The 24713-nt window shown below is 40.5% G+C and carries 19 protein-coding genes; 9 read left to right on the top strand and 10 right to left on the bottom strand.

What is annotated here, in order from left to right; all coding sequences use genetic code 11:
• Window positions 1-334: 334 nt before the first annotated feature.
• Window positions 335-706: a glutathione S-transferase N-terminal domain-containing protein gene (locus GARC_RS01290; RefSeq protein WP_007615898.1), complete on the bottom strand. Its 372-nt coding sequence runs from the start codon at window positions 704-706 to the stop codon at window positions 335-337.
• A 139-nt stretch (window positions 707-845) separates the two neighbouring features.
• On the opposite strand from GARC_RS01290, the gene GARC_RS01285 reads away from it, so the two are divergent.
• Entirely contained in the window at window positions 846-1109 is a 264-nt protein-coding gene (locus GARC_RS01285) for an RNA-binding S4 domain-containing protein (RefSeq protein ID WP_052151444.1), read from the top strand.
• A gap of 174 nt (window positions 1110-1283) precedes the next feature.
• On the opposite strand, the gene yiaA is transcribed toward GARC_RS01285, so the two are convergent.
• The 3 genes from yiaA to GARC_RS01270 form a co-directional block, all read right to left on the bottom strand.
• A complete protein-coding gene (gene yiaA, locus GARC_RS01280; protein ID WP_007615892.1) occupies window positions 1284-1727 on the bottom strand; it encodes an inner membrane protein YiaA in 444 nt (147 codons plus the stop codon).
• A 135-nt stretch (window positions 1728-1862) separates the two neighbouring features.
• Window positions 1863-2657 carry a DUF2145 domain-containing protein gene (locus GARC_RS01275; RefSeq protein ID WP_007615890.1) on the bottom strand — a complete coding sequence of 265 codons (795 nt, stop codon included), beginning with the start codon at window positions 2655-2657 and terminating at the stop codon, window positions 1863-1865.
• Window positions 2658-2713: 56 nt separating this feature from the next.
• Window positions 2714-3079, bottom strand: a complete 366-nt coding sequence (locus GARC_RS01270; RefSeq protein WP_007615888.1) for a hypothetical protein — start codon at window positions 3077-3079, stop codon at window positions 2714-2716.
• Between the two features lie 136 nt (window positions 3080-3215).
• Between GARC_RS01270 and GARC_RS01265 the strand changes: the two genes are divergently transcribed.
• Entirely contained in the window at window positions 3216-3947 is a 732-nt protein-coding gene (locus GARC_RS01265; RefSeq protein ID WP_007615886.1) for a helix-turn-helix domain-containing protein, read from the top strand.
• An 81-nt stretch (window positions 3948-4028) separates the two neighbouring features.
• Here GARC_RS01265 and GARC_RS01260 read toward each other — a convergent pair whose 3' ends face one another.
• From GARC_RS01260 to GARC_RS01245, 4 genes are read right to left on the bottom strand one after another with little or no spacing between them, the layout of a single operon-like run.
• Window positions 4029-4796, bottom strand: a complete 768-nt coding sequence (locus tag GARC_RS01260; RefSeq protein WP_007615885.1) for a 3-hydroxybutyrate dehydrogenase — start codon at window positions 4794-4796, stop codon at window positions 4029-4031.
• A gap of 10 nt (window positions 4797-4806) precedes the next feature.
• Window positions 4807-5799 (bottom strand): extracellular catalytic domain type 2 short-chain-length polyhydroxyalkanoate depolymerase, encoded by a 993-nt coding sequence (locus GARC_RS01255; RefSeq protein ID WP_007615884.1) that lies wholly within the window; start codon window positions 5797-5799, stop codon window positions 4807-4809.
• A gap of 24 nt (window positions 5800-5823) precedes the next feature.
• Complete coding sequence (locus tag GARC_RS01250; protein WP_007615883.1) at window positions 5824-7023, bottom strand: E22 family MetX-like putative esterase; 1200 nt, start codon at window positions 7021-7023, stop codon at window positions 5824-5826.
• Window positions 7024-7047: 24 nt separating this feature from the next.
• Window positions 7048-8343, bottom strand: a complete 1296-nt coding sequence (locus tag GARC_RS01245) for a GntP family permease (protein WP_007615882.1) — start codon at window positions 8341-8343, stop codon at window positions 7048-7050.
• A gap of 232 nt (window positions 8344-8575) precedes the next feature.
• On the opposite strand from GARC_RS01245, the gene GARC_RS01240 reads away from it, so the two are divergent.
• The 4 genes from GARC_RS01240 to GARC_RS01225 all read left to right on the top strand — a co-directional run bounded on the left by GARC_RS01240 (window position 8576) and on the right by GARC_RS01225 (window position 15432).
• Window positions 8576-10918, top strand: a complete 2343-nt coding sequence (locus tag GARC_RS01240; protein WP_007615880.1) for a TonB-dependent receptor — start codon at window positions 8576-8578, stop codon at window positions 10916-10918.
• A 130-nt stretch (window positions 10919-11048) separates the two neighbouring features.
• Complete coding sequence (locus tag GARC_RS01235; RefSeq protein ID WP_007615878.1) at window positions 11049-11699, top strand: LuxR C-terminal-related transcriptional regulator; 651 nt, start codon at window positions 11049-11051, stop codon at window positions 11697-11699.
• Between the two features lie 166 nt (window positions 11700-11865).
• Window positions 11866-12621: a substrate-binding periplasmic protein gene (locus GARC_RS01230; RefSeq protein ID WP_007615876.1), complete on the top strand. Its 756-nt coding sequence runs from the start codon at window positions 11866-11868 to the stop codon at window positions 12619-12621.
• Between the two features lie 195 nt (window positions 12622-12816).
• The gene (locus GARC_RS01225; protein ID WP_007615874.1) at window positions 12817-15432 is read left to right on the top strand and encodes a bifunctional diguanylate cyclase/phosphodiesterase; all 2616 of its coding nucleotides are present in this window, start codon (window positions 12817-12819) and stop codon (window positions 15430-15432) included.
• Window positions 15433-15592: 160 nt separating this feature from the next.
• Here GARC_RS01225 and GARC_RS01220 read toward each other — a convergent pair whose 3' ends face one another.
• Both GARC_RS01220 and GARC_RS01215 read right to left on the bottom strand, forming a co-directional pair.
• On the bottom strand, window positions 15593-16903 hold the full coding sequence (locus GARC_RS01220) for an aminotransferase class V-fold PLP-dependent enzyme (protein WP_007615872.1): 1311 nt from the start codon (window positions 16901-16903) through the stop codon (window positions 15593-15595).
• Window positions 16904-17152: 249 nt separating this feature from the next.
• A complete protein-coding gene (locus GARC_RS01215) occupies window positions 17153-20527 on the bottom strand; it encodes a PAS domain-containing hybrid sensor histidine kinase/response regulator (protein WP_007615870.1) in 3375 nt (1124 codons plus the stop codon).
• Window positions 20528-20724: 197 nt separating this feature from the next.
• Here GARC_RS01215 and grpE point away from each other — a divergent pair, with 197 nt between their 5' ends.
• From grpE to dnaJ, 3 genes are all read left to right on the top strand, one after another.
• Window positions 20725-21330 (top strand): nucleotide exchange factor GrpE, encoded by a 606-nt coding sequence (gene grpE / locus GARC_RS01210; RefSeq protein ID WP_007615867.1) that lies wholly within the window; start codon window positions 20725-20727, stop codon window positions 21328-21330.
• A 141-nt stretch (window positions 21331-21471) separates the two neighbouring features.
• On the top strand, window positions 21472-23406 hold the full coding sequence (gene dnaK / locus GARC_RS01205; protein ID WP_007615865.1) for a molecular chaperone DnaK: 1935 nt from the start codon (window positions 21472-21474) through the stop codon (window positions 23404-23406).
• 160 nt (window positions 23407-23566) lie between these two features.
• On the top strand, window positions 23567-24706 hold the full coding sequence (gene dnaJ / locus GARC_RS01200) for a molecular chaperone DnaJ (protein ID WP_007615863.1): 1140 nt from the start codon (window positions 23567-23569) through the stop codon (window positions 24704-24706).
• Window positions 24707-24713: the final 7 nt, after the last annotated feature.

Raw genomic sequence — 24713 nt, 5'->3', positions numbered from 1 at the left:
AGAAGCGGTCATAGCCTAACCGCTCAGTGAACGATCCCAATTAGCAGTAAACAGACGGTGAGGATTTTTAAGATATTACACCTCGCTGACGGCGCAGATATTGAATATATTACACGTCATTCCCTCGGAGGAGGGAACCCACTAACATTTACCGTGCAGCCAATTTAAATCTTTTAAAAACAGTATGATATTAGTGTATTTCAATCAATTTTAACTTTGGAAATAAGATACTTTATTGAAATCTACAGATGTTGTTGGAGGTTCCCGCCTTCGCGGGAATGACGGGGTATATACGGGTGGATGTTACCATCCGCTTATGCTTTAAAATTAGCTTTTAAACAAAACGCTTTTCTAGATAACTTATAATCTCAGAAGACTCATACAACCATTCAACACCATCATCTTTTTCGATGCGCAAACATGGGGTTTGAATCTTTCCACCGCCTTGCAATAACTCTTCACGATAAGGCGAACCTTGTGAGGCGTTACGTTTGACTATAGGCAGATTCATTTTATACATAGCTCTGCGGGTTTTTATGCAAAATGGGCAGGCAAAAAACTGATATAAAGACAGTTTTTCTATCTCTGTTGCTACTTGTTGTTGTGCTTCTGCAGTGCGTTTTAGTTTGAAACCACGGGTCACAAAATCAATAGCAGCAATGATGCAACCTAACAGGTTGCGAATAAGGTTAATCAATAATTTCATCTATACAGCTCAGTTAGTGAATTTGGGACGATTTAGGCCTAGCCATTATAACAGTTACCTTGTGATATTTTAAAGCTTCTTATCTTACTGTTATAAGTAGCAGTATTTTGGTGCATACTATTATTGAATTACGAAGGTGATGTTCGAGTTAAATAAAGTTAAGGCTGAATTGAAAGTGGAAACAGGTACAACAAAAAATATTGAAATTAATGCAGAGCCTATTGCTCTGTATCAAATACTAAAATTCGAAGCACTAGTATCCAGTGGCGGCGAAGCAAAAGCTGCCATTGATGATGGTAGGGTACTGGTCAATGGAGAAGTAGAAACCAGACGCCGTAAGAAAATAATGTCGGGTGATATTGTCGAATTTGAAGGTGAGCGTTTTAATGTAGTGTTGAAGTGAAAAAACATTTCACCTTAAACGTCGACTATTGAGTGTTATGGTGTAATGTCTCAGTTTCTAACGAACTTGCTTCTTCCTAATTTGTCGATTAACTATTGGGCATCTCTATTAGCGTTGTGGGTATAGGTCAGTGAAGCAATAGAGAGCGGGGCTCTCTATTGCTTTTTAACTTTTCTACTCGGCTATAAACTCGTCTTGCAAAGGTTCTGCAGTTGTTATTTCTTGCGACGCAAAGGCTTGATTATCACGTACATTCTTTTGCACAGTTACGGCGGCAAATATACTCAAAACATAGGCCATGGCGTAAAACCCTTTTTCACTAAGTAGTAATTCGGCATTGAACAAACCTATAGCTAAGAGGGCGATAGATATGCCTGCCGATGCCCATGAAATACTATAATAAATTTTTGAGGTGGCGATACCTTCTGCTTTGTCACGAATGGTTTTTTGTAACGACACCATTGAGAATAAACCGTATAAAATAATACATAAATAATAGCCTTTTTCATTAAGTGCCATGTCAGTATTGAATAGGCCTATTCCATAAGCGCCTGCACCAATGATTAAGGCAGCAATAGAGGCTAAAGTGTAAGACTTCGTTGGGGCTTGAGTTTTCATAATCACTTTCCTTTTCGGTCATTTTGTTAGGTCGTTGAACTGGCGCTACAATAAACACTGGTTAATTAAAAATAAACTGTGTTGATATTTGTAGCGATTATTACTACGAAAGGTATATTAATAATAAACTTTACCTTAAAGCATCTCTGTTTCGCCATCGGCATAAAAGGTGACGCCATGTTGGGCTAATTGATATTGGTCTAAGTACTTGTGAATTGAACCAAAAGTAGCAGTGGCAATTTTTCCTTGGTGATCTTTGGTTGTGACATCATCCATTAACAAAGAGCCAAACATCAATTTAAAACGACTCGTTCTAACGCGCTGAGCTGTGTAATAGGCGCGGGTATTTGTTTTGAGTTGTTTGATGTCAGTAGTTTGATAAATCGCGGCGTTTATCATGTCTAAAGTGTGTTCAGTGCAATTTTGTAATTGGCTATTCATTGGGTTAGCAATTACTGAGTATTTGGGGTTATGTAAGTTGCTATTTTTACCACCGGCAATTAATTCAATTAGTCCTGTTTGGATTTCGTCACTGGGAATAATAATCCCTGCTTTTAATGTTTGTGCCCCCCAGAAAAAATCCACTGGGTAGTCTTGCACTAGTTGGCTTCTATTTGGCTGACCATCAACCTGATATAGATTGTGGATCGCATAACCTTGAGCCGTTTCACCATTAGTTAGTTGAATATTTGAATACACTGCTATGGCAGTGTGAGTATAGTGAATGCCTTTAGGTAATTCTTTTTCAGGCCTACCCACTCGAGCAATGATAAACGCTCTAGCACCTTGGGCGGCCGCATACTTTTCTACATCTTTTGCAAACTTAACGATTTTTTCCGGTTCGATGACAGCTTGTTTGTTGGCCTGACTGCCAGCCCAAGTCGGCAAGCAAAATAAGGCCAATAAGATAAATACATTTATAAATTTCATGGTTTCATTCCTTTAAAAATAGACGCTGCCAAACAAAATTGGCAGCGTTGCTTTAACTAGTGACTATGAACAACGGTTTGTTTTTTCTGGGTAACAATCACTTTGTTTGGTGCAGGATCTGCAGTAATAGTGGTTTCGGTAATAACCAATGGGCCATGATGTGTATGGCTACTGGCCGAATTGGCGATAGAAGCCGCTGTTTGAACACTGGCTGCCCCAGCTGATAATGCTACGCTTCCCGCTACTACAAGCGGCACAGCAACCACCGCACTGGCTACTTGAGCTGTGGATACCGCACCATGAGCCACAGCTAACACAGAATGTTTACTGGCTTGGCCGCTATGCTGAGTTGAACCTTCAGCTTTTACAGCTACAGATGTAATAGAAAGGGTAAATACCAAAGCAATAGTTGTAAGTTTCATTGTTCTTCCTTTTGGGTTGTGAACGAGATAAAGATTAGGCTTTAGTATTTAATAGGTAAACACTGTTGTGTTTTGTATACTCATTTGACACTTTTGGTATAGTTTATTAATACCTTTCGATAAATTGAGGAAACTTATGAGTCAAATAAGTCAGGTTAATAAAACGTTGAAACAGCTGTTACGGCAACAGCAGATCACTTACAAAGATATTGCTCTTAAGCTCGACATGAGCGAAGCCAATGTTAAACGGATCTTTTCCACTGAAAGTTTTACTTTGCAGCGCCTTGAACAATTTTGTGACATTTTGCAGATGAGGCTATCTGATTTGTTCGTCTTAACCGAAAAACAAGTACAGCAAATCAGTCAGTTAACGGTAGAGCAAGAAAATCAGTTATTGGCTGATCCTAAGTTGTTGTTAGTGGCCGTGTGTGTGCGTGATGCTTGGAAGTTTGATGAGATCATCAATTATTACGCTATAGATAAACATCAATGTATTCAGCTATTGGCGAGATTAGATAAACTTAAAATTATCGATTTATTGCCGAATAATCATTTTAAATCGCTGATTGCCCAAGATTTTAGGTGGATACCTGGAGGTCCATTAGAAAAGTTTATGGAGCAGGAAGTCATGGTGAAATTTATGGCACCTAAACAAAATGAACAATGGCTGTTTCGTTTTTATCTGCGGGGCCGTTACTCCCAATCATCTATCGAAATTATTCAGCGTAAACTTAATCAATTAACCAAAGAAGCGGCTGTGTTGAATCAAGAAGATGCAGATTTGCCACTAAATAAACGTCAACATATCGGTATGCTTATGGCGATGCGTCCTTGGGAGCCATCGTTATTTGAGAATATGCGTAAATAGGGGGTAGTTAGATATAACCATACGACCTGAATCTTAGTGGATGCTTCAGGCCGTATGAGTTTTTATTATACAAGTTAAGCCTTATCTTGCCGTCCATCCTCCATCAATCACTAAGGCTTGTGCGGTGATGTTTCTGGCTTCATTGCTTAGTAAAAATGCGGCTGTTGCTGCCAATTCATCTATACCAATAAATGCTTTTTTAGGCATAGGTGCAAGCATTATGGTATCGACTACTTCTTGTTCGCTGATACCATTCTCAATAGCTTGGGCAGCAATCTGGTTTTCAACAAGTGGTGTTTTTACGTAAGCGGGGCAGAGTGTGTTGACTGTTACATCACAATCACCGGTTTCTAGGGCGAGGGTTTTAGCAAAGCCCAATAATCCGTGTTTGGCCGCTACATAGGCTGATTTAAATGGTGATGCCACTACTGAATGTACTGAGCCTATATTGATAATACGCCCGTAATTTTGCTTGCGCATGTTAGGTAATAAAGCTTGGCTTAGCATTGCAGGTGCCACTAACATTATATTGATCAGCAGTTGCCATTTTTCAGGCGGGAAGTCCTCAAGCTTACTGACGTGTTGTACTCCCGCATTGTTGATTAACACATCTACTGTTAACGGGAGTAGGGTGTTTGCTAGGTTAGCCACATCTTGTAAATTGGTGACATCGAGTTCAATTGCTGACGCGCCTATATCTTGTTTATGTAATTGTTCAACAGCTATTGTTGCTGCAGCCAAATTAATATCCGCAATGATAATGTGATGCCCCAAGCTACCTAAGTGTTGTGCAATACCCAAACCAATACCACTAGCGCCACCTGTAATAAGTACATTTCTTTTAGCCATGTCGACTCTCCTAGATATCTAATTTTTGAGTTAATGACTCTACAATTTGTTTAACAGCTTTAATTTGTTGGCCATTTTGGTTGGCATAGTCGTTGCCGGTATAACCCCACCAATCCCAACAGCCTTGGGGATTTAGCGGCATAAACATGGAGTTTTTAGTTTGCGGGTAAAGTACAACAAGATGATTAGCGTCTGCCCAATTATTTAAACCATTGTTTTCGACAAACTGGGTACCTACAGTTTGCTCATTTTGCTGACAGCCATGAAAACTAATATGTAATTGACAACTTTCACCTGTTTGACAACTTTTAGGAATATATACAAATCCTTGATTGGCAAGACTAGCTGCTTGCTCACCACCTAATAATTGTTGATCAATTGCAACTAACTTTCCTAGTGGTACGGCATTCCGTGCTTGAAGATCTGAGTACAAAAAAGTCAGCATGTTTCCTGCCGCATCATAATCACAATTACCTAGAAAAGGGGATTCAGATACATCACATTGTGCACCAGTAGCAAGGGTTGGAAAGTGGTGGGCAAAAGCTTTTTGGTTAACGTATTGCACATTTTTGGGTTCAATCCACTTAAGATATTGCTCTTGTAGTGCTTGCGTCACATTAGCATCAATTTTAGAGTCTTTTGTGCCTCTTAATAACCACACTTTACTGTTTTTTAGATTCTCTAATTTGGCGATTTTTTGTTGCTCTTCATAAGCTTCAGCTTGAAGTGTTAGATTTTGCTTGGTTGCGTCTGTACTTTTATTAACACATTGTGCAAGAGCCGTTTTGATACTGTTTTGGGCACAATAATAAGGCCCAGCAGCAATGATGCCTGCTTTGTCTACCCAATCAGAGTGCGCAATATGAAATTGATTAGCCATATAGCCGCCACTCGACAATCCTGATACACCAATATTGGTTAGTTCTAAGTTAAGTTTTTTGGCAGCAAGCTGACCACTATTGAAAAGCAAACAGCTTACCAATAAAATTGTTAGGTTTTTCATTTTCATCCTCTTTGATGATTGGAATTATTGTTCTATAAATTCTTTGATTTGTTGCGCTTTTTGACTGATGCCAATCACACCGTTTAAGTGACCTGAATCACCTGATAACTCTTGTAATTGACTATCCTTGCCTAGGTCTTGGAGTTGTTGGTTGGCCTCATGACTTAGGTATGGCATGAGTAACAAATCATTAGATGAAGGTAAAAATAGGCTTTTGGCTTTGATTTTTTTTAATCCCTCAGTAAGGTTTTTTCCATGACCGGCAATAAACAATTGAGATGCTCTGGCTAAATATAAAAGATGGTTAGCATCGACTAGTTTAGCCCTTGTTGCCGCCCGTTCTCTAAGCCAGTTCGTTATGGAATATGTGCCATTAATCGAATGCAGTGGCTCAGTTTGCAAAGCTTGATGATTAATTGCTTTTGTTTGCCCAATTTGATTAAACGCTTGAGGGGTTAATGCATCTTGGGTGATAAACATTAAGGCAGCAATTAAGCCCTCAGTGGGTGCTGTATGCTCATAATAATCACCATTTCGCCAATTAGGGTCGAGTCGAATTGGGATCGCCCAACGTTCTATTAAAGCTGTAGTCCATGCATCACTTTGGCCACTACCAATAACAGAGATCATTCTAGGCACCCAGTCTGGATAAGCGGATGCCCAGTCAATGGCTTGCATCGACCCCATAGAAGCACCAATGACTGCATGTAGTTTTTTGATACCTAAACTTTCGAGTACCAATTTTTGTACATTCACAAAATCTCTAATAGTTACAACAGGGAAGTCTAGGCCATAAGCCTTGCCCGTATCGGGATTGATTGACGCAGGGCCTGTGGTAATGACATTAGGATCTTTTGCAGCTAAATTAGCCAAACTGTCGACACTAATGACATAAAATTTGTTGGTGTCTATGGCTTTGCCGGGACCAATTAAGGCATCCCAATAACCGGCTTGTTTATCGTCTTTTGAGTATTTTCCAGCCGCATGGGAATTGCCACTAAAGAAGTGAGTTACTAATATAACATTGTCTTTTTGTGCATTTAGTTTGCCATAACTTTCCCAACCCACAGCCACTTTTTTAATGGTTTGGCCATTAAATGTTTTGAAATTGGTGGTCTCAAAACGTTGTTTGACCACCAATAACTCTGCTGATGTGAAGGAACTAAATAATAAGGCACCAAAAATAACTAAATATTTGATGTGTCTTAAGTTTGGGTGTTTCATATTTGTTTATTTCCCAATAAATATTTATGTAAAGCTAAATATAGCAATAGCTAGTGCAACGCCGCATAGTGGCACTACAACTGTCAGGGCGCCCAATGCCCAATATGCTTGTTGATGGGTTTCTTGACAGATAGCGCGAATGGTTGTTACCACATAACCATTATGTGGCAATGAATCTAAGGCTCCAGAAGAGATAGAGACAATTCTATGTAACTCTTCTGGGTCGACTCCTTGATCCAAATAACCGGGAGCCAGTAAAGGCAACGCAATGACTTGGCCTCCTGATGCTGAGCCTGTTAACCCCGCAATGACGCTTATCGCTATGGCAGCCCCAATTAACTCGTTACCGGGGATCTGTGCCATCACTTCAACAGCCGATTGAAATGCAACTGTAGATTTGGCAATGCTACCAAAACCCACTACTGCAGCAGTATTACCAATAGCAATAAGGGCACCAGTGGTTCCTGCAGTAACCGCATTTTGCAAATTGTGAAAATACTTAAAGTTAATCGCCATTAAACATAACACACCTCCACCTAGCGCAACTATTAACGCAAGTTGCTGAAGTGAGTCATGTAACAGAAAGGACAAAATCAACACCACAAAAAGTGGAATAATACCGGTGAAAGGGTGGGGGTAATCACGCTCAGGGATCACTGGATCATGATCACGTACTTCAAAATGTTCGCCGTTAGCCACAGCTTTATTGATCATTTTTCGCATCCACCAAAAACCAAAACTCGCCATAAATATGGCCACTACTAAGCTGACTTCCCAAGCAGCAAAAGGCGATGTGCCTAAATATTTAATGGGGATCCAGTTTTGAATTTCAGGCGAACCTGCCGATGTCATAGTAAAAGTGACTGAACCAAATGCCAATGCCGCTGGAATAAAGCGCCGCGGTAAATTGGCATCTTTAAATAAGCTAAGAGCCATGGGATAGACTGAAAATGCTACCACAAATACACTCACTCCACCGTAGGTGAGTACTGCACAAGCTAACACTACGGCAACCACTGCTTGTTGCCTGCCTAGTTTACTGATGATCCACCTCGATAACGAGTCGGCGGCACCGGTATCTTCCATAAATTTGCCAAACAATGAACCTAGCAAAAACATAAAAAACCAAGACGCTATAAAGCCAGAAAAACCTTGCATGTAGTTAGTGACAAAATTGATATCTCCGATAAAAATGGGTAAACCACTGGTCAGTGCGACTATAAGTGCGCAAAAAGGGGCAGCTATAAATAGGTTCATTCCGCGAATAGTTAATACTATTAACAGCAATAACCCACCTATTAGGCCAATTATACTAAGCATATTATGTGTTTCCTTAAAATTAAGTCTGTGACCGCAGACTAGGGCTGTTGCTCCTTCATATATCGATATATGAAAGATCAACAGCCCCTTAGAAAGGATGGCGCTAGTGTGTGACAAAGTTTAACCATTGCCCATAGTACTATGGTACTAAGGACAACAAGTTAGTTCTGGATTAAGGTTACTTAGACCGCAGCAAATAGAAAATAACAAAAACTATATCCGAGGACACATGATGAAAAATATAAATAACAAACAACGTTTGGCTGCTACTAAACAAATCTTTAATCAATCACTTTGCGCTATGGCGGTTGGAGCTGTGTTACTAACAAGCAGTAATCTGCATGCTCAACAAAGTGAAAATAAGAAAGGCCTGGAGCGAATTGAGGTCACAGCAAGGAAAACGACTGAAAGTTTACAAGAAGTACCTATTGCAGTGACGTCCATTGGTGAGATGGAACTAAACGCATTAGGCATAGCAGTCATAACTGAAATTCAACAATTTTCACCTAATACCACCTTACAGAATAGTCGTGGTACTAATTCAACTCTGACTGCCTTTATTCGTGGTGTTGGGCAGCAAGATCCTTTGTGGGGATATGAACCTGGAGTTGGCATTTACGTAGACGATGTGTATATCGCTCGCCCTCAAGGCGCAGTATTAGACTTGTTAGATGTACAACGTATCGAAGTACTCAGGGGTCCTCAAGGAGCCTTGTACGGTAAAAATACAATTGGTGGAGCGATAAAATACGTAACTAAAGAAATGTCCGGTGATACAGCTTTGAATATAGCTGGGACACTAGGTAGTTATGCACAACGTGATATTAAACTGACGGGTCAAGTGCCTATCATTGAAGACAAACTATTTGTAGGTTTTGGTTACGCCGACCTTACACGTGATGGATTTGGTGAGTACCTTGAATCTGCGCTGCCAGATCAAGACTTGGAAAACTATAACAAGGATCTGTGGGCCGCTCGTCTTAATGTTGAGTTTCACCCAACAGAGGAGCTGTTTTTTCGTCTTAGATGGGATAAAACAGAAGATACCTCTAATTCAAAAGGTGGATTTCGATTATTACCTAGTCGCCTAACCAATGCCCCTGTACCCGATAGTGTATTCGACTCTTACACCAGTATGCCCACTTACAATAAAGTTGAGTTGGAAGGTTATAGCTGGTTGGCACAATATGACGTAAGTGATGCGCTACAAGTCAAATATATAGGTTCACATAGAGAAAGTTATTCACCGACTAATATCGATTTTGATAGCACCGCATTAGATATTTTTGATGTACCAGCAGAATACACAGATAGTAATGATACTCACGAAATCAACTTAAATTATGCTGGGAATGGGTTTGGAGTTGTAGGTGGGCTGTATCTTTATGATGGTGAGTCTTGTGGTAACTTCGACGCTATATTAGGTGTGTTAGGTCGTGCTGCTTTTGGCACACCTGGACTCACCAGAGAAGTGTCGGGTTGTAATAATAGTGAAAGCCAAGCAGTCTACGCACAAGGTAATTTCGATGTATCCGACAAGGTTTCAGTTTCGGTGGGTTTACGTTATACCAATGAAGAGAAGTCCGCTTTTGTTAAAAATGGCCTGATTTTCGACAATGTTTATCCTTCCTCAGACTGGATCCCTGGTTATGTAAGACCTGAAGGGGAACTGGTTCCACAAGTTTTAGGTACAGATAGTAGTGGCGACGGTGTTTTAGATACGCCTGCCACGGAAGACTGGTCTCGTTTAACACCAAGTGCCAGTGTTGAATATCAATACGCACAAAATATAATGTTTTATGCCAGTTATGCCCAAGGTTTTAAGTCGGGTACCTTTAACCCAAGAGCTACTATTAATGAGCCATCTGTTGATCCAGAAATAGTCGACTCTTTTGAAATTGGTATGAAAAGTGATTGGAACGATAACCTACGTGCTAACGTCACATTGTTCGCCTTAGATCACAAAGACAGACAATATATCTCCGTTCTACCTGTTACTTCTCCTGAAGATTTACAACAAATCTTAGGAAACGTGGGCAGTTCAACAGGGCAGGGTATTGAAGCTGAAATCACTTATGCAGCAACCGATGAGTTAACTTTTGACATTGCCTTAGGTTATATAGATGCTGAATTTGAAGAAGTGATCCAACAAACAGATGCAGGTCCAGTGGATATTTCAGATACCTTTGCCATAGCTAATACACCTGAATATACCGCAAACTTTGCAGCCAATTATATTTGGTCGAATGATATGGGTGATTTTTCCTTTAACGCCAACTATTACTATCGCGATGATTACACTATTACCGAAACATCAAACAGCTTAATTACCCAAGATGGTTACGGAATATTTAATATGAGCGTGTCTTGGTCAAGCGTCGATGGACAGTGGTATGGCGGTTTACATGCCAAAAATTTAACCGACGAAGAATACGTAGTAGGTGGATATCAATTTGTCACCGAAAACGCTGATGATCCAACTGGATACACTGCGGGAACAGGCGGTGATAACACCTTAATCGGATATTATGGCGATCCTATGACTGTTAGTTTAACTGTTGGTTATAGGTTCTAATTTGTATTGATAATATAAAGGCAGCTTCGGCTGCCTTTTTGTGTTTATGCATTGGCTTAACTCCAAAATAATCATACCCTTATAGTCTATTAGTTGAACTCATCAGTTATTACCCCTAAAGGTTATATTAATGCATGCGAAAGCCATAGTTGCAGACGACCACCCCTTATTTCGCAGTGCCTTAAAACACGCTGTCTTAAGTGTATTAGGTGACAACATATTAGAATCTGCGAGTTTTGATGAAACGCTAGATTTATTAAACATTCATCACAATATCGAACTGGTATTTTTGGACTTAAACATGCCCGGCAATCAAGGGCTAACTGGGTTGACTGTGTTGCGTAACAATTATCCTGATGTGTTGGTGGTGATAGTGTCAGCTGAAGAACGCCCGGATATAATCAAAAAAGCCATAGACTTCGGTTCTAGTGGCTATATCCCTAAATCTACTCCCTTACCCATTATCACCCAAGCAGTAGAGCAAATACTCGATGGGCAAATATGGGTGCCTGAGGATATGCTCAACGACGTTAAGCAACTCAATAACGCCGAATACATCACTTTTGCTTCGCGCCTAGAAAAACTGACTCCTCATCAACTTAAAGTGTTACAGCTGATGGCAGACGGTTTATTGAACAAACAAATTGCTTATGAGTTACAAGTCAGCGAGTCCACAATCAAACAACATGTATCTGCAGTGCTAAATAAACTCGGTTTTAATAACCGCACGCAGGCTGGTGTGATGTTTAAAAGTGTGATGAGTACCGTTGCAGGAGGATAGCCTAATTATCTGCTAAGTATAATTAAGGTTTTTCAATATCATCTGCTAACCTATCACATATCTTACTAGTTTTTATTCACAGTTAACTAAGTTATTTGAGCTCCTTGTTAGTTCAAAGGTTAGTCTTTAGTATCAGCCGTAATTATTATTAATAGCAGGGCTAACAATGAGAATTAGAACGCTAACAAAAGCATGTTTAGCTCTGCAGTTCTTATTATTTGGTAATGTGGCAAGTGCCGCCGAAAAAATCACCGTAGCCTTTGGTGAAGTATTGGCACCATGGGTTTTGGTGGATACTAACGAAGGCATCATTGTGGACTTACTTAAAGCCGCAATGACACCTTTGGGTTATGAAATAGAACATCTCTATTTACCTTATGCTCGTCGTACTAAAGCCTATCAGACAGGAGACATTGATGTTGTCTCTGATATGAATTTGAACACCATCAACCAATATGGCTTAAAAGGTTTTTTTTCAGACATCGCATATTCTTATGAGAACTTCGCTTTTAGTCTGCATAAAAATAAGTATCACCTAACACAACTGAGCGACCTTAAAAGTTATAGTTTACTCTCATGGCAAGATGCGGCAGTGCATTTAGGTCATGATTATGCTGAGATGGTCAGTAAACACCCTCAATATGGCGAAACTTTTGATCAAGAAAATCAAGTGAAAATGCTGTTTTTAGAAAGATATGAGGTGATACAAATGGACGCTCATATTTTTGATTATTACCGGGTAAAGTTAGCAACATATGGCGTAATTGATATGTCCCAAAAAGTTGATCGTTTTGCCATTTTTGGCGCTAGTCCTAATGGGTTTTTGTTTAAATCAAAAAAAATGCGCGATGAATTTAATAGACAATTACGCTGGCTCAAATCAACAGGGCAATATCAAAAAATATTCGAACGTTATATGTAGTTCAGTTTTATTTTATATTTGAGAAGACTCAAATTGCAAAAATTTAGATGCAGAGTTCTAAATGCAATATTTGTAGGGCTAAGTCTAAGGTATTGGCGTTGATAGAACCTAACTTGATAATGATAAACTTATATGAATTGAGTGCACATTTTTGTCGATCTCTTGTTTGAATTATCCCAAAGGGAACTATGGAATATGACGTCAAAACAGATCAATGACACAAATCAGTTAAGACAATTAAATGAAAATCCTAATCGTATTGAGATGTATCTCAATACTGTTTTCAATAATTCAAAGGATCCAATATTTATAAAGGATGATGAATGTAGGTTGTTACTCGTCAATGATGCCTTTTGTAGTATGTTTGCACTGCCCAGAAATAAAATAATCGGCAAAACACTTGCTGAAACAGTGACACCGAGCGAGAGGGAGCATTTTTTATCAATCGATAGACAAGTATTGGCGGGAGGAAAGGAGGTTTTATGCGAAGAGACACTGACATTTAGTGGTGAGCAAACTAAGATAATTCTGACAAGAAAAAATCGATACACAGATCCCCAAGGTAACTATTTTCTTGTTGGCACAATTTACGATATCACTGAACGTAAACAAAACGAATTACGTGAAACATCCCGTACTCATGTATTAGAACTCATTACTAGTGGCGAAGCGTTACCAGTTATTCTAGGTAGCATTGTGAGTGCAGTTGAACAATTAAATCCAGAAATGTTATGTAGTATTTTATTACTAGACAATGCAGGCAAACACCTGTTGAGTGGCACTGCATCTAGCCTTCCTGATTTTTATAACGAAGCGATCCATGGAATAGAGATAGGTATTGGCGTTGGCTCTTGCGGAACAGCCGCTTTTAAAAATGAGCGGGTCATTGTTGATGATATTCAGACCCATCCTTACTGGGTTTCCTATAAAGAACTGGCAAATAGTGCGGGATTAGGCGCATGTTGGTCAGAACCAATACGTTCAACAACAGGGAAAGTGCTAGGTACTTTTGCTATTTATCACCACGTCGTTAATATTCCAACAGAAGCTGATCTTGTCTTAATTGAACAATCAGCGAATTTGGCAAGCATCGCCATTGAGAAAAAACAAGCCGAAGAGAAACTAAAACGTTCAGCCAGTGTGTTCTCCCACGCCCATGAGGGCATCATGATTACCGATGCCAATGCTAATATTACTGAGGTTAACGCTACTTTCAGTCAGATAACGGGCTACTTTCCTGAAGACGTTCTGGGAAAAAATCCAAACATTCTGCAATCTAAGCGACAAACGCCAGAATTTTATGCTGAAATGTGGACAGCGCTGAAAACACAAGGCCACTGGCGTGGCGAAATTTGGAACCGCCGTAAAAATGGTGAAATCTACCCAGAAATACTCACCATCAGCGCCGTTAAAAATTCTGCTGGTCTAGTGCAACACTACGTTTCACTATGCACCGACATTACATCGATGAAAGCGCATCAAAATCAATTAGAGCATATTGCCCATTACGATTTACTCACTAATTTACCTAATCGAGTGTTACTGGCTGACCGATTATCTCAAGCCATGTTGCAGTGCAACCGTCATCAGCAGTCATTGGCTGTAGTATTTCTAGATTTAGATGGCTTTAAACACGTCAATGATACAAATGGGCATGATGTAGGCGATGAACTGCTAATTGCTCTCTCAGTTCGAATGAAAAAGGCGTTACGTGAAGGTGACAGCTTAGCCCGAATAGGTGGTGATGAATTTGTGGCGGTATTAACTGATTTAACTGCAGTTGAAGATTGTGAACCGGTATTAGAGCGATTACTTTTGGCAGCGTCAAACCCTATCACAATTGGTAGCGTGGTTTTAAGTGTATCAGCCAGTATAGGCTTCACCCTTTACCCTCAAGATTGTGTCGATGCCGATCAGCTCATGCGTCACGCTGATCAAGCTATGTATGTAGCTAAAGAGTCCGGTAAAAACCGTTTTCATTTATTTGATACAGCCCAAGATGACGCCGTGAAAGTGCAACGCGAAAGCCTTGAAGCTATCCGCAGCGCATTAGATAACCATCAATTTGTGTTGCATTATCAGCCTAAAGTTAATATGCGTTCGGGCACAGTTACCGGTGTTGAAGCCCTTATTCGCTGGCAGCATCCAGAGCGTGGTTTATTAAATCCAATCGAGTTTTTGCCCATCATTGAAAATAATCCTATGATTGTCGAAATGGGGGAGTGGGTTATTGATAGAGCATTGACACAAATAAACCAATGGCAAAATATGAGGCTTAATCTCCCTTTATTCATCAGCGTTAACATTGCAGCGGTACAACTACAGCAGCCTGACTTTACTCAGAGGCTAACAACACTACTAGCAGCCCATCCTAATGTTTTACCGAGCTACTTAGAGCTTGAGGTGCTTGAAACAACTGCCTTAGATGATGTAAATCATGTTTCAACAATCATGAATGCTTGTATGGCGCTGGGCGTAAGTTTTGCATTAGATGATTTTGGTACAGGCTATTCGTCTCTGACTTATCTTAGACGGCTACCCGCTAATTTAATTAAGATAGATCAGAGTTTTGTGCGCGATATGTTAATTGATGCGGATGATTTGGCCATTGTAAAAGGTGTGATTGCTTTAGCTAAATTATTTAATCGTGAGGTAATTGCTGAAGGTGTTGAAACGATAGAACATGGCGCCGCGCTTTTGCAATTAGGTTGTGAATTGGCCCAAGGATATGGCATTGCCAGACCTATGCCTGCAGATGATATCCCACAATGGGTATCAAACTGGAAAGCTAATGAGGCTTGGCAGGTATAAAGTCTACTTGTGGCAAACCGACGGGACTCACAGCTGACAGCTTTACCCTTCAGTGCGCTACCCTTCGAAGCGGACAATGTATAGGTTCAACCTACAACATGATTTCTAGATGAGTCCTAGGTTAATGCCAAAAAATATTGTTATTGACCTGTAAAAACAATTAACCGAGAGCGCTTATTTCTGCAAGTGCCAGTTCAATTTCCTGTTCATTATTAAGCAATGAAGGCGCAAATCGGGCAAAACTTTGCCGATAGGGTGTACTACTCATAATAATGCCTTTTTTGTGCATCATTTCCACTACTGTTTCAGCCTTCATTCCTTTCACATCGAAACACACCAGCCCAGAGGAAAGTTCACTATTAGCTGGGGTGTAAAGTGTAACATGTGGCATCTTTGCCAGACCTTGCTTAGTTTGTTGGTTCAATTGATGAATGCGTGCTTGAACTTTGTCTTTACCTAATTGTAAATGCAGGTTAAATGCTTCTGGCAAAGCCCAGCGATGTTCAAACGAATGGAATCCTCCTGGTGACATGTGTTCGCCTAATGGCACTTGATCTTGTGTCATACCGCCGAGCCAAACCTCGTAAGACGCGCTAAAACTAGGGATCACCGGCTCGCTTTGTTCCCAAGCGCGATCATTCCCCCATACAACACCTGTACCTCTAGGACCAAATATCCATTTGTGTGTTCCAGCGACAAAAAAATCACATCCTAATTGACTCACATCCTGATTTTCAATGCCAAATCCATGCACGCCGTCTACACAAAATAATATTTGTTGCTTAGCCTTTCGCTTTTTATTGAGCTCTTTTATGGTGTCAGCCATAGCTCTTATAGGTAATTTTACACCTGTGGAAGAGTGCACCCAAGTTGCGGCTACAACCCGGGTTTCTGGGTTAATTGCGGCTCGAAGTCGTTTCTGAACATCACTTACACTGACTTGTGCTGGGTCTTCATATAAGGCGATACGTCGTACTTTGGCACCGGTGCGCTTTGCTCTAAAAGCCAGTGACATATCTGTAGAATAGTGATCATGCACGGTTTGTAATATCTCATCACCTTGCTGTAGTTTTAAGCCACTATAAATCAAGCCTAATCCCATTGTTGTGCTATCGGTCAGTGCAACGTTTTCAGCTTTACCACCCATATATTGGGCTGCAACTTTACTGATGTGAGCATCGATAGTTTGAAAATGATGGTGCCAATAATCCGATGGATTTTCATCAAATCCGCGACGGTGTTTTTCGATCGCATCAGATACTGGTTTTGGGTGTGAAGCCAACAAAAAAGTTGATAACTGAATATAATCTCGAGTAAGTGGAAACAAATTACGCAAAGCTTTCCAGTCTCCTGGTTTAATGGTGTCATTGTTAACATCCAGTACCGAAGTTGCTCCTAATATTGAGGCGGGGGCTAATAAACCCGTTCCTACACTAAGTCCCAACACATTTAAAAATTGACGTCTTAACATGTATCTTTCCTTTTCCAAATAAACGCAGCTGTATTAACAAGGTAATGCTTTATTTAGCCGCAAGATAAGAGTTTTGAGTGTAGTGTACATAGTGAATTTGTTCCTTTGCATTGCTAAAAAACATTTGGGCAGGAATAGGGTTTTGCTTGTTATCTCTATGATTCTATTCGTTGAAAAGTTACGTTAATGTGGTCTCGATATTTAATTTAGGCAAAGCAATAAGCTTAAAGGGCAATGGCAGAAGACAAGCTATTGGTATAATTGCTTGATAAAACGCTTCAAGGCCGCAGGTTTTATCGGTTTGGGCAAATAATGCAATTGGGCATCAATCGCTTGTTTGCGAATTTCTTCTGTTCTATCGGCGCTGCTTAACACCGCAGGTATACTCACTTGCCATTTTTTTCGAAGTGCTTCTGCTGCTTGTGTACCGGTTGCTCCGTTATCTAAGTGGTAGTCTAAAAACAATAAGTCTGGGCATGTTGGGCAATGTGATAATGCATCTTCAATGTTATCAAATGCATAAACTGTTGCTCCCCAGCTACCTAATAAATGACTTACTGCCTCGATGGTGTATTTGTCGTTTTCAATCAGCACTACTACTTTATTTGTAAGCAGCGCGGAAGAGTCGGCAGTTACATTGTTTTGTATTGCATCCGAGCTAGTCACAGCTAAACCCCTAGGCACTGTTATTTCAAAACAGCTACCTTGGTTAACTGCCGATTTCACCTCAACATTGTGGTGAAGTAGGGCACTGATACGTTCTACTATGGTCAGGCCTAATCCCAAACCTTGATTGCTGTTGTGCTGGTCAAGCTGATTAAATTCTTCGAATATGGCTTTTTGTTGATTGAGGGCGATACCTTTGCCAGTATCGTAGATCCTAATTTTGAGATGTTGCTTCTGCCTTTTAGCGACTATCAGTATTTTTCCAGTGTCAGTATAGCGAATCGCATTGGAAATCAAATTTTGCAGTATTCGCCTTAGTAACTTTTTGTCTGATTGAATAGAACAGGAGCTTGCAACATATCTAAGCTCTAAGCCTTTACGCGATGCAGAAATAGCAAACTCTTTTACTAAAGGGGTTAATAAATCCTTTAGTTTAAAGTGTTGAATATTAGTGCTCAGTATCCCTGAATCTAGTCGAGTCATATCCAGTAGCGTTGATAATAGTTCTTCAGCGTTTGTAAGGGATTGGATTAAGTTTTGGCTCATTTCCGCCAACTCTTGATTAGGCGCTTTTTCTTTTATAAGAGACGCAAATAAACTAGCGGCGTTAAAGGGTTGCATTAGATCGTGGCCAGCGGCGGCAAGGAACTTAGTTTTGCTGTCGTTGGCTTTTTCAGCTTCTTGTCGCGCTTCATCAAGGGCTAGGTTGGCTGTTTGTAATTGTTCTGTACGCTCAATTACTCGGCTTTCTAAGAGTTGTTTCGATTGCTGTAATTGCTGTTGAATATTAATGTAGTCGGTAATATCACTATAGGTCGTCACAAACCCTCCGCCTGGCAGAGGGCTGCCGTTCACTTCTATGGTTTGTCCGTTTTTTTGCTCGCGCACGTATTTGTAATGACTACCAATACGCATGTACTGCATACGTTTTTCAATTTCAGCGTCTAGTTGTTCTTTTTTTCCAAAGAGTCCTCTTTGGGCGTTAAACAACAATAACTCTTTAATTGGGATACCCACTTTGATCAAGCTTGCAGGGTAGTTGAATAACTCTACGTAACGTTGATTCCAAGCTAAAAGAGACAAATTTACATCTACTACACATATACCTTGTTGGATATGTTCTACCGAGGATTGTAATACCTCATGATTAAAGTGAAAGGTTTGGCTGGCTTCTTCAACCAGTTCAACTAGTTCGGCCAGAGCAACATCTTTTTTCTCAGCAATAGCAGAGAGTAAAATTCTGGCGCTGACGTTACCCACTTGATTGGCAATTTCATTTTCTATGTTGGCGAGTAACTTGGGGCTGGCATACCCCGACCGTTGCTCGGTTGGCAGATTATTAAGTAAAAATTGATGACGATCTTTATCCAACACTTTTTCAGTGACAGCAAGTAACTTAGATATCTTAGTGGCTTGGCTTAATGTTGAAAACTGATGTTCCTTTTGATCGCCAAATTTCTGTTCTCGGCTTGCTGGCAAAATCAAACTGAAGAATACAAAACAAAACAGATTAACTAATAGGCTGAGCACAAAACCCGATGCGAGTTGTAAATCGTCTGGCGGTGGATCAAAATAATAACTGGCGGTAATGCTTGGCCAAAGCAACCAGTAAGCCCAACATAAAGCACCCGATACCAAAGCAATCATGGCAGCATATGTATTGCGTTTTTGCCAATATAGGCCACCAATAATAATGGGTAAGGTTTGCGATAAAAGTGCAATTGCAATAATGCCACTTTTTACTAATGGTGCCGTTTGGCTTATATCTAAGTGATACAAATAGGCGATACCCATTACTAATACAACAGTGGCTCGTCGAGTAAATAACACCGCTTTTGGGGTCAGGTTATGTTTTTGTAGTCTTTGTAATTGAATTTTTAGTCGAAGTGGTGTCACTAAGTTATTGGAGATCATGATCCCCATGGCTAAGGTCCCAACTATAACCATGCTGGTTGCAGCTGATAAGCCGCCAATAAAAGAGATAAGTGCCACACTAGTGTTACCAGCCTGTATGGGTAACGCTAGAGCGTAGGTATCGGTACTAACCTGTGTTGTTGCGTCAAACACTATATGCCCAGCTATACCTATGGGCAGAATAAATACTGTCATCAGGCACAAGTATAAGGGAAACAGCCAGCGCGCTGTTCTTAGTTCTTCACTACCATTATTCTCGACAAAATTGATATGAAACTGCCGAGGTAAACAAAACATTGAACATACCCCTAACAACATATGGCTTAGGTAAACCCAACCAGCAGAGTCAGACTGGATGATCTGTTGGCTTTTAGGGTGTAATTGCGCTTGACCAAATAAATCTAGTACCCCATCAAACATCACATAACACACATATATGCCAACAATCAGTATTGCCACTAACTTGACCAAAGAAGCAAAGGCGATAGTCAGCATCAAACCAGGGTGTTTATCGCTAGCGCTTAATGACTGAGTACCAAATAAAATGGCAAAAAGTGCCATTAAAATAGCCACATAGGCACCGACGTTGCCACTCCAGCTCACATCTATGCCTACTAGGATCGCGACACTTTGGCTGACCGAATCAAGTTGTAATGCAATATAAGGAATGACGCCGATTAAACACAATAATGTGACTAAGGCCGCCAGTAGATAAGATTTTTCAAAACGTAAACTAATAAAGTCGGCTAAGGAACTTACTTGGTGCTGATGACATAACAAACTTATTTTACGTAACACAGGATGAGCGAATAGAAATACTAGGATCACGCCTAAATAGGTAGGAACAAATGCCCAGCCATATTGAGTGGCTTGGGTAGTGGTGCCAAAAAATGCCCACGAAGTACAGTGCACTCCTAGCGCTAAACTGAAGATAAAAGGATGCTGTTGTTGACCCTTGTAACGTTTATCGGCCCAAAACGCCAAGGCAAATAGAACTAATAGGTAACAGAGTACTAGTGCCGAAACTGTCCAAACATTAATCATGTGCTTGCTAAAATAAACCGATAATTCAGTACTTTACCCCTAGCGAGTAAAATATGAAAGATGCCACATTGGCTATTAGTCATTAGTCAATGCAGATAAAACCAAAAAACATCAATTAGCAACCCTTGAAGCAATTAAATATAACCCCATTAACAGTGGCAGTTGAAAATTTGTGTAAAGAGTAAATGGAGCTAAACATGTCAAATGAACAAACACCTCAGCACGATGAAGAATTAGAAGCTGATATTCAAGCCGAGCAACAAGACTCAGAGCAAGAAGTTGTTGAGTTAACTGAAGATCAACAACGTATTGTTGAATTAGAAGCCGCAGTTATTGCCGCCGAAACTAAGTTGGCTGATCAAAAAGATTCAGTTATGCGTGCGATTGCCGATGCAGATAACGCTCGTAAACGAGCTCAGGGCGAAATTGATAAAGCTCGTAAATTTGCACTAGAAAAATTTGCCGGTGAGTTGTTGCCTGTCGCCGACAATTTAGAACGTGCGTTACAAGTGGCTAACCCAGAAGATGAAGCCATTAAACCTATTATGGATGGTGTTGAACTGACGCTTAAGTCGTTTTTTAGCACTATTGAAAAATTTGGTATGACAGTGATTGACCCTCAAGGGCAACCTTTCAATCCAGAGAAGCATCAAGCTATGTCGATGCAAGAAAATACAGAATTGCCACCTAATTCAGTGTTGGCAGTGATGCAAAAAGGTTATGAGATAAATGGCCGTTTGTTACGTCCTGCCATGGTAATGGTTACTCGAGCGCCAGAAGGCGGTGTAGATACCCAAGCCTAATTACTCTGCGTCTTTGAAGTAATGAATGGGAAAAATAATTGCAGTTTTGTGAAGGTTTATTTTCAATAATATGTTGAAAATATAAATAATAACCCCACAAAGTGTACAAGCTTTTAAGAACAATTTTTTGGAGAAAAACTAATGGGTAGAATCATTGGAATCGATTTAGGTACTACTAACTCATGTGTAGCAGTATTAGATGGCGACAAAGCCAAAGTTATAGAAAATGCAGAAGGGGATCGTACTACACCTTCCATCATCGCTTACACTCAAGATGGTGAGATTTTAGTTGGTCAACCAGCAAAGCGCCAAGCTGTAACTAACCCACAAAACACTTTATTCGCTATTAAGCGTTTAATTGGTCGTCGTTGGGAAGATAAAGAAGTACAGCGTGATATTGATATCATGCCTTACAATATTGTCAAAGCTGACAATGGTGATGCATGGGTAGAAGCGAAAGGCGAAAAAATGGCGCCGCCGCAGATTTCTGCTGAAGTGTTGAAAAAGATGAAAAAAACCGCTGAAGATTACTTAGGCGAAGAAGTTACAGCTGCTGTTATAACTGTACCTGCATACTTTAACGATTCACAACGTCAAGCAACTAAAGATGCTGGCCGTATTGCTGGACTTGAAGTGAAACGTATTATCAACGAGCCAACGGCTGCTGCACTTGCTTACGGCATGGACAAGAAAAAAGGTGACAGTGTTGTTGCTGTTTATGACTTAGGTGGTGGTACTTTCGATATCTCTATTATCGAAATAGACGAAGCTGACGGCGAACATACGTTTGAAGTATTAGCAACTAACGGTGATACACACTTAGGTGGTGAAGATTTTGATAACCAAGTTATTAACTACTTAGTTGCAGAATTTAAGAAAGATTCTGGTATGGATTTACGTAAAGATCCCCTTGCTATGCAACGTTTGAAAGAAGCTGGTGAGAAAGCCAAGATTGAATTGTCTTCTGCCCAGCAAACTGAAGTGAACTTGCCGTACATCACAGCTGATGCGTCTGGTCCTAAACACCTTACAATCAAGCTTACTCGTGCAAAACTTGAGTCTCTTGTTGAATCTATGGTTAAAGCAACACTTGAGCCGCTTAAACAAGCTTTAAAAGATGCTGATTTATCTGTAGGTGATATCAACGATATTATCTTGGTAGGTGGTCAAACACGTATGCCTATGGTTCAGAAGTATGTAACTGAATTTTTTGGTAAAGAGCCTCGTAAAGATGTTAACCCTGATGAAGCAGTAGCAGTAGGCGCAGCGATTCAAGGTGGCGTATTATCTGGTGATGTGAAAGACGTATTGTTACTTGACGTAACACCTCTTTCTTTAGGTATCGAAACTATGGGTGGTGTAATGACTACTCTAATCGAGAAAAACACTACTGTACCTACTAAGAAATCTCAGACGTTCTCAACAGCTGAAGATAATCAAGCGGCAGTTACTATCCATTGTTTGCAAGGTGAGCGTAAGCAAGCCTCTGGAAATAAATCTCTTGGGCAGTTTAATCTTGAAGGCATTCGTGCAGCACAACGTGGTGCACCTCAAATTGAAGTAACATTTGATATTGATGCTGATGGTATTTTACATGTGTCTGCTAAAGATAAAGACACTGGTAAAGAGCAAAAAATCACCATTAAAGCGTCTTCTGGTTTGAGTGATGAAGAAGTAGAACAAATGGTTCAAGATGCAGAAGCGAATAAAGAAGCGGATGCAAAATTTGAAGAAGTTGTTCAAGCGCGTAACCAAGCCGATGGCATGATCCACAGTACACGTAAGCAAGTAGAAGAAGCTGGCGATGCGTTGAGTGAAGAAGACAAAGCTGAAATTGAAACTGCCGTTGTAGCCCTTGAAGAAGCGGTTAAAGAAGGCGACAAAGAAGCGATGGAAGCCAAAACTCAAGAGCTCATTCAAGCTTCAGCTAAGTTGATGGAAGTGGCTCAAGCTAAAGCTGCGGCTGAAGGTGCTGCTCAAGACGGCGCAGAGCCGACAGATGCAGGCGCAAAATCACAAGATGATGATGTAGTTGATGCTGAGTTTGAAGAAGTAAAAGAAGACGACAAAAAGTAAATTTCGTCAGACAAATTAATTGTTGAAAAGACTCAATAATTTAACTCGGCGCAGCAGGTCACACTGACTGCGCCTTGTTTGTTTTAAGAATTTACAAAAAAGAATAACAATATTTTGTTGTTTAAAATAAGAACCAAAGACCGCAGGATACCGAATCGAGATGTCGAAGCGAGATTATTATGAAGTGTTAGGTGTGGATAAAAGTGCCACCGAACGCGAGATAAAAAAGGCTTATAAGCGCCTAGCGATGAAATATCACCCAGATAGAACACAGGGTGATAAAGCTATGGAAGAAAAATTCAAAGAAGTGCAAGAAGCTCACGAAATGTTAACCGATTCGCAAAAACGTGCGGCTTATGATCAATATGGTCATGCCGGCGTTGATCCTAATCGCGGCGGCGGCGGTGGTCAAGGCGGAGACTTTGGCGATATTTTTGGTGACGTATTCGGTGATATTTTTGGCGGTGGACGTGGTGGCGGTGGTCGTCAATCTCGTGCTCGTCAAGGTTCTGATCTGCGTTACAACTTAGAGCTTTCCCTTGAGGAAGCGGTAAGAGGCAAAAGTGTCGAAATTCGTGTACCCACACTAGTCGGCTGCGAAAGCTGTGACGGCTCAGGTGCGAAAAAAGGTTCAAGCCCAACTACTTGTCCAACTTGTCATGGTCAAGGACAAGTGCAAATGCGTCAAGGTTTCTTTGCAGTACAGCAAACCTGTCCGACTTGTTCGGGTAGAGGTAAAATCATCTCTGATCCATGTAAACCTTGTCATGGTCAAGGCCGCGTAGAAAAAACTAAAACCTTATCGGTTAAAGTACCAGCCGGTGTTGATACCGGTGATAGAATTCGTTTATCAGGCGAAGGTGAAGCCGGTGAAATGGGCGCGCCAGCAGGCGACTTGTATGTACAAGTACATGTGCGAGATCACAAAATATTTACCCGTGAAGGTAATAACTTGTATTGTGAAGTACCCTTAAGTTTCACTCGTGCAGCCTTGGGCGGTGAGATTGAAGTGCCTACTTTAGAAGGCAAAGTTAAGTTAAAAGTGACCGCTGAAACCCAAACCGGAAAAATGTTCCGCTTGCGTAACAAAGGTGTTAAGTCAGTGCGTAGTGGCAGTGTTGGTGACCTAATTTGTAAAGTGGTCATCGAAACACCGGTTAATCTAAGTACTCGTCAGAAAGAGTTGCTTGATGAATTAGAAGACTCCATGGGCAAAGGCAAAGATGTTGCTAAGAACCGTCCTAAAGAAAGTGGTTTTTTTGATGGTGTTAAGAAGTTCTTTGATGATTTAACTAATTGATAAATCG

The sequence above is a fragment of the Paraglaciecola arctica BSs20135 genome, from assembly GCF_000314995.1.
In the GTDB taxonomy this organism is placed as follows: domain Bacteria; phylum Pseudomonadota; class Gammaproteobacteria; order Enterobacterales; family Alteromonadaceae; genus Paraglaciecola; species Paraglaciecola arctica.
The sequence above is the reverse complement of the archived record's forward strand: the minus strand, read 5'-3'. Positions and strand labels throughout refer to the sequence as shown.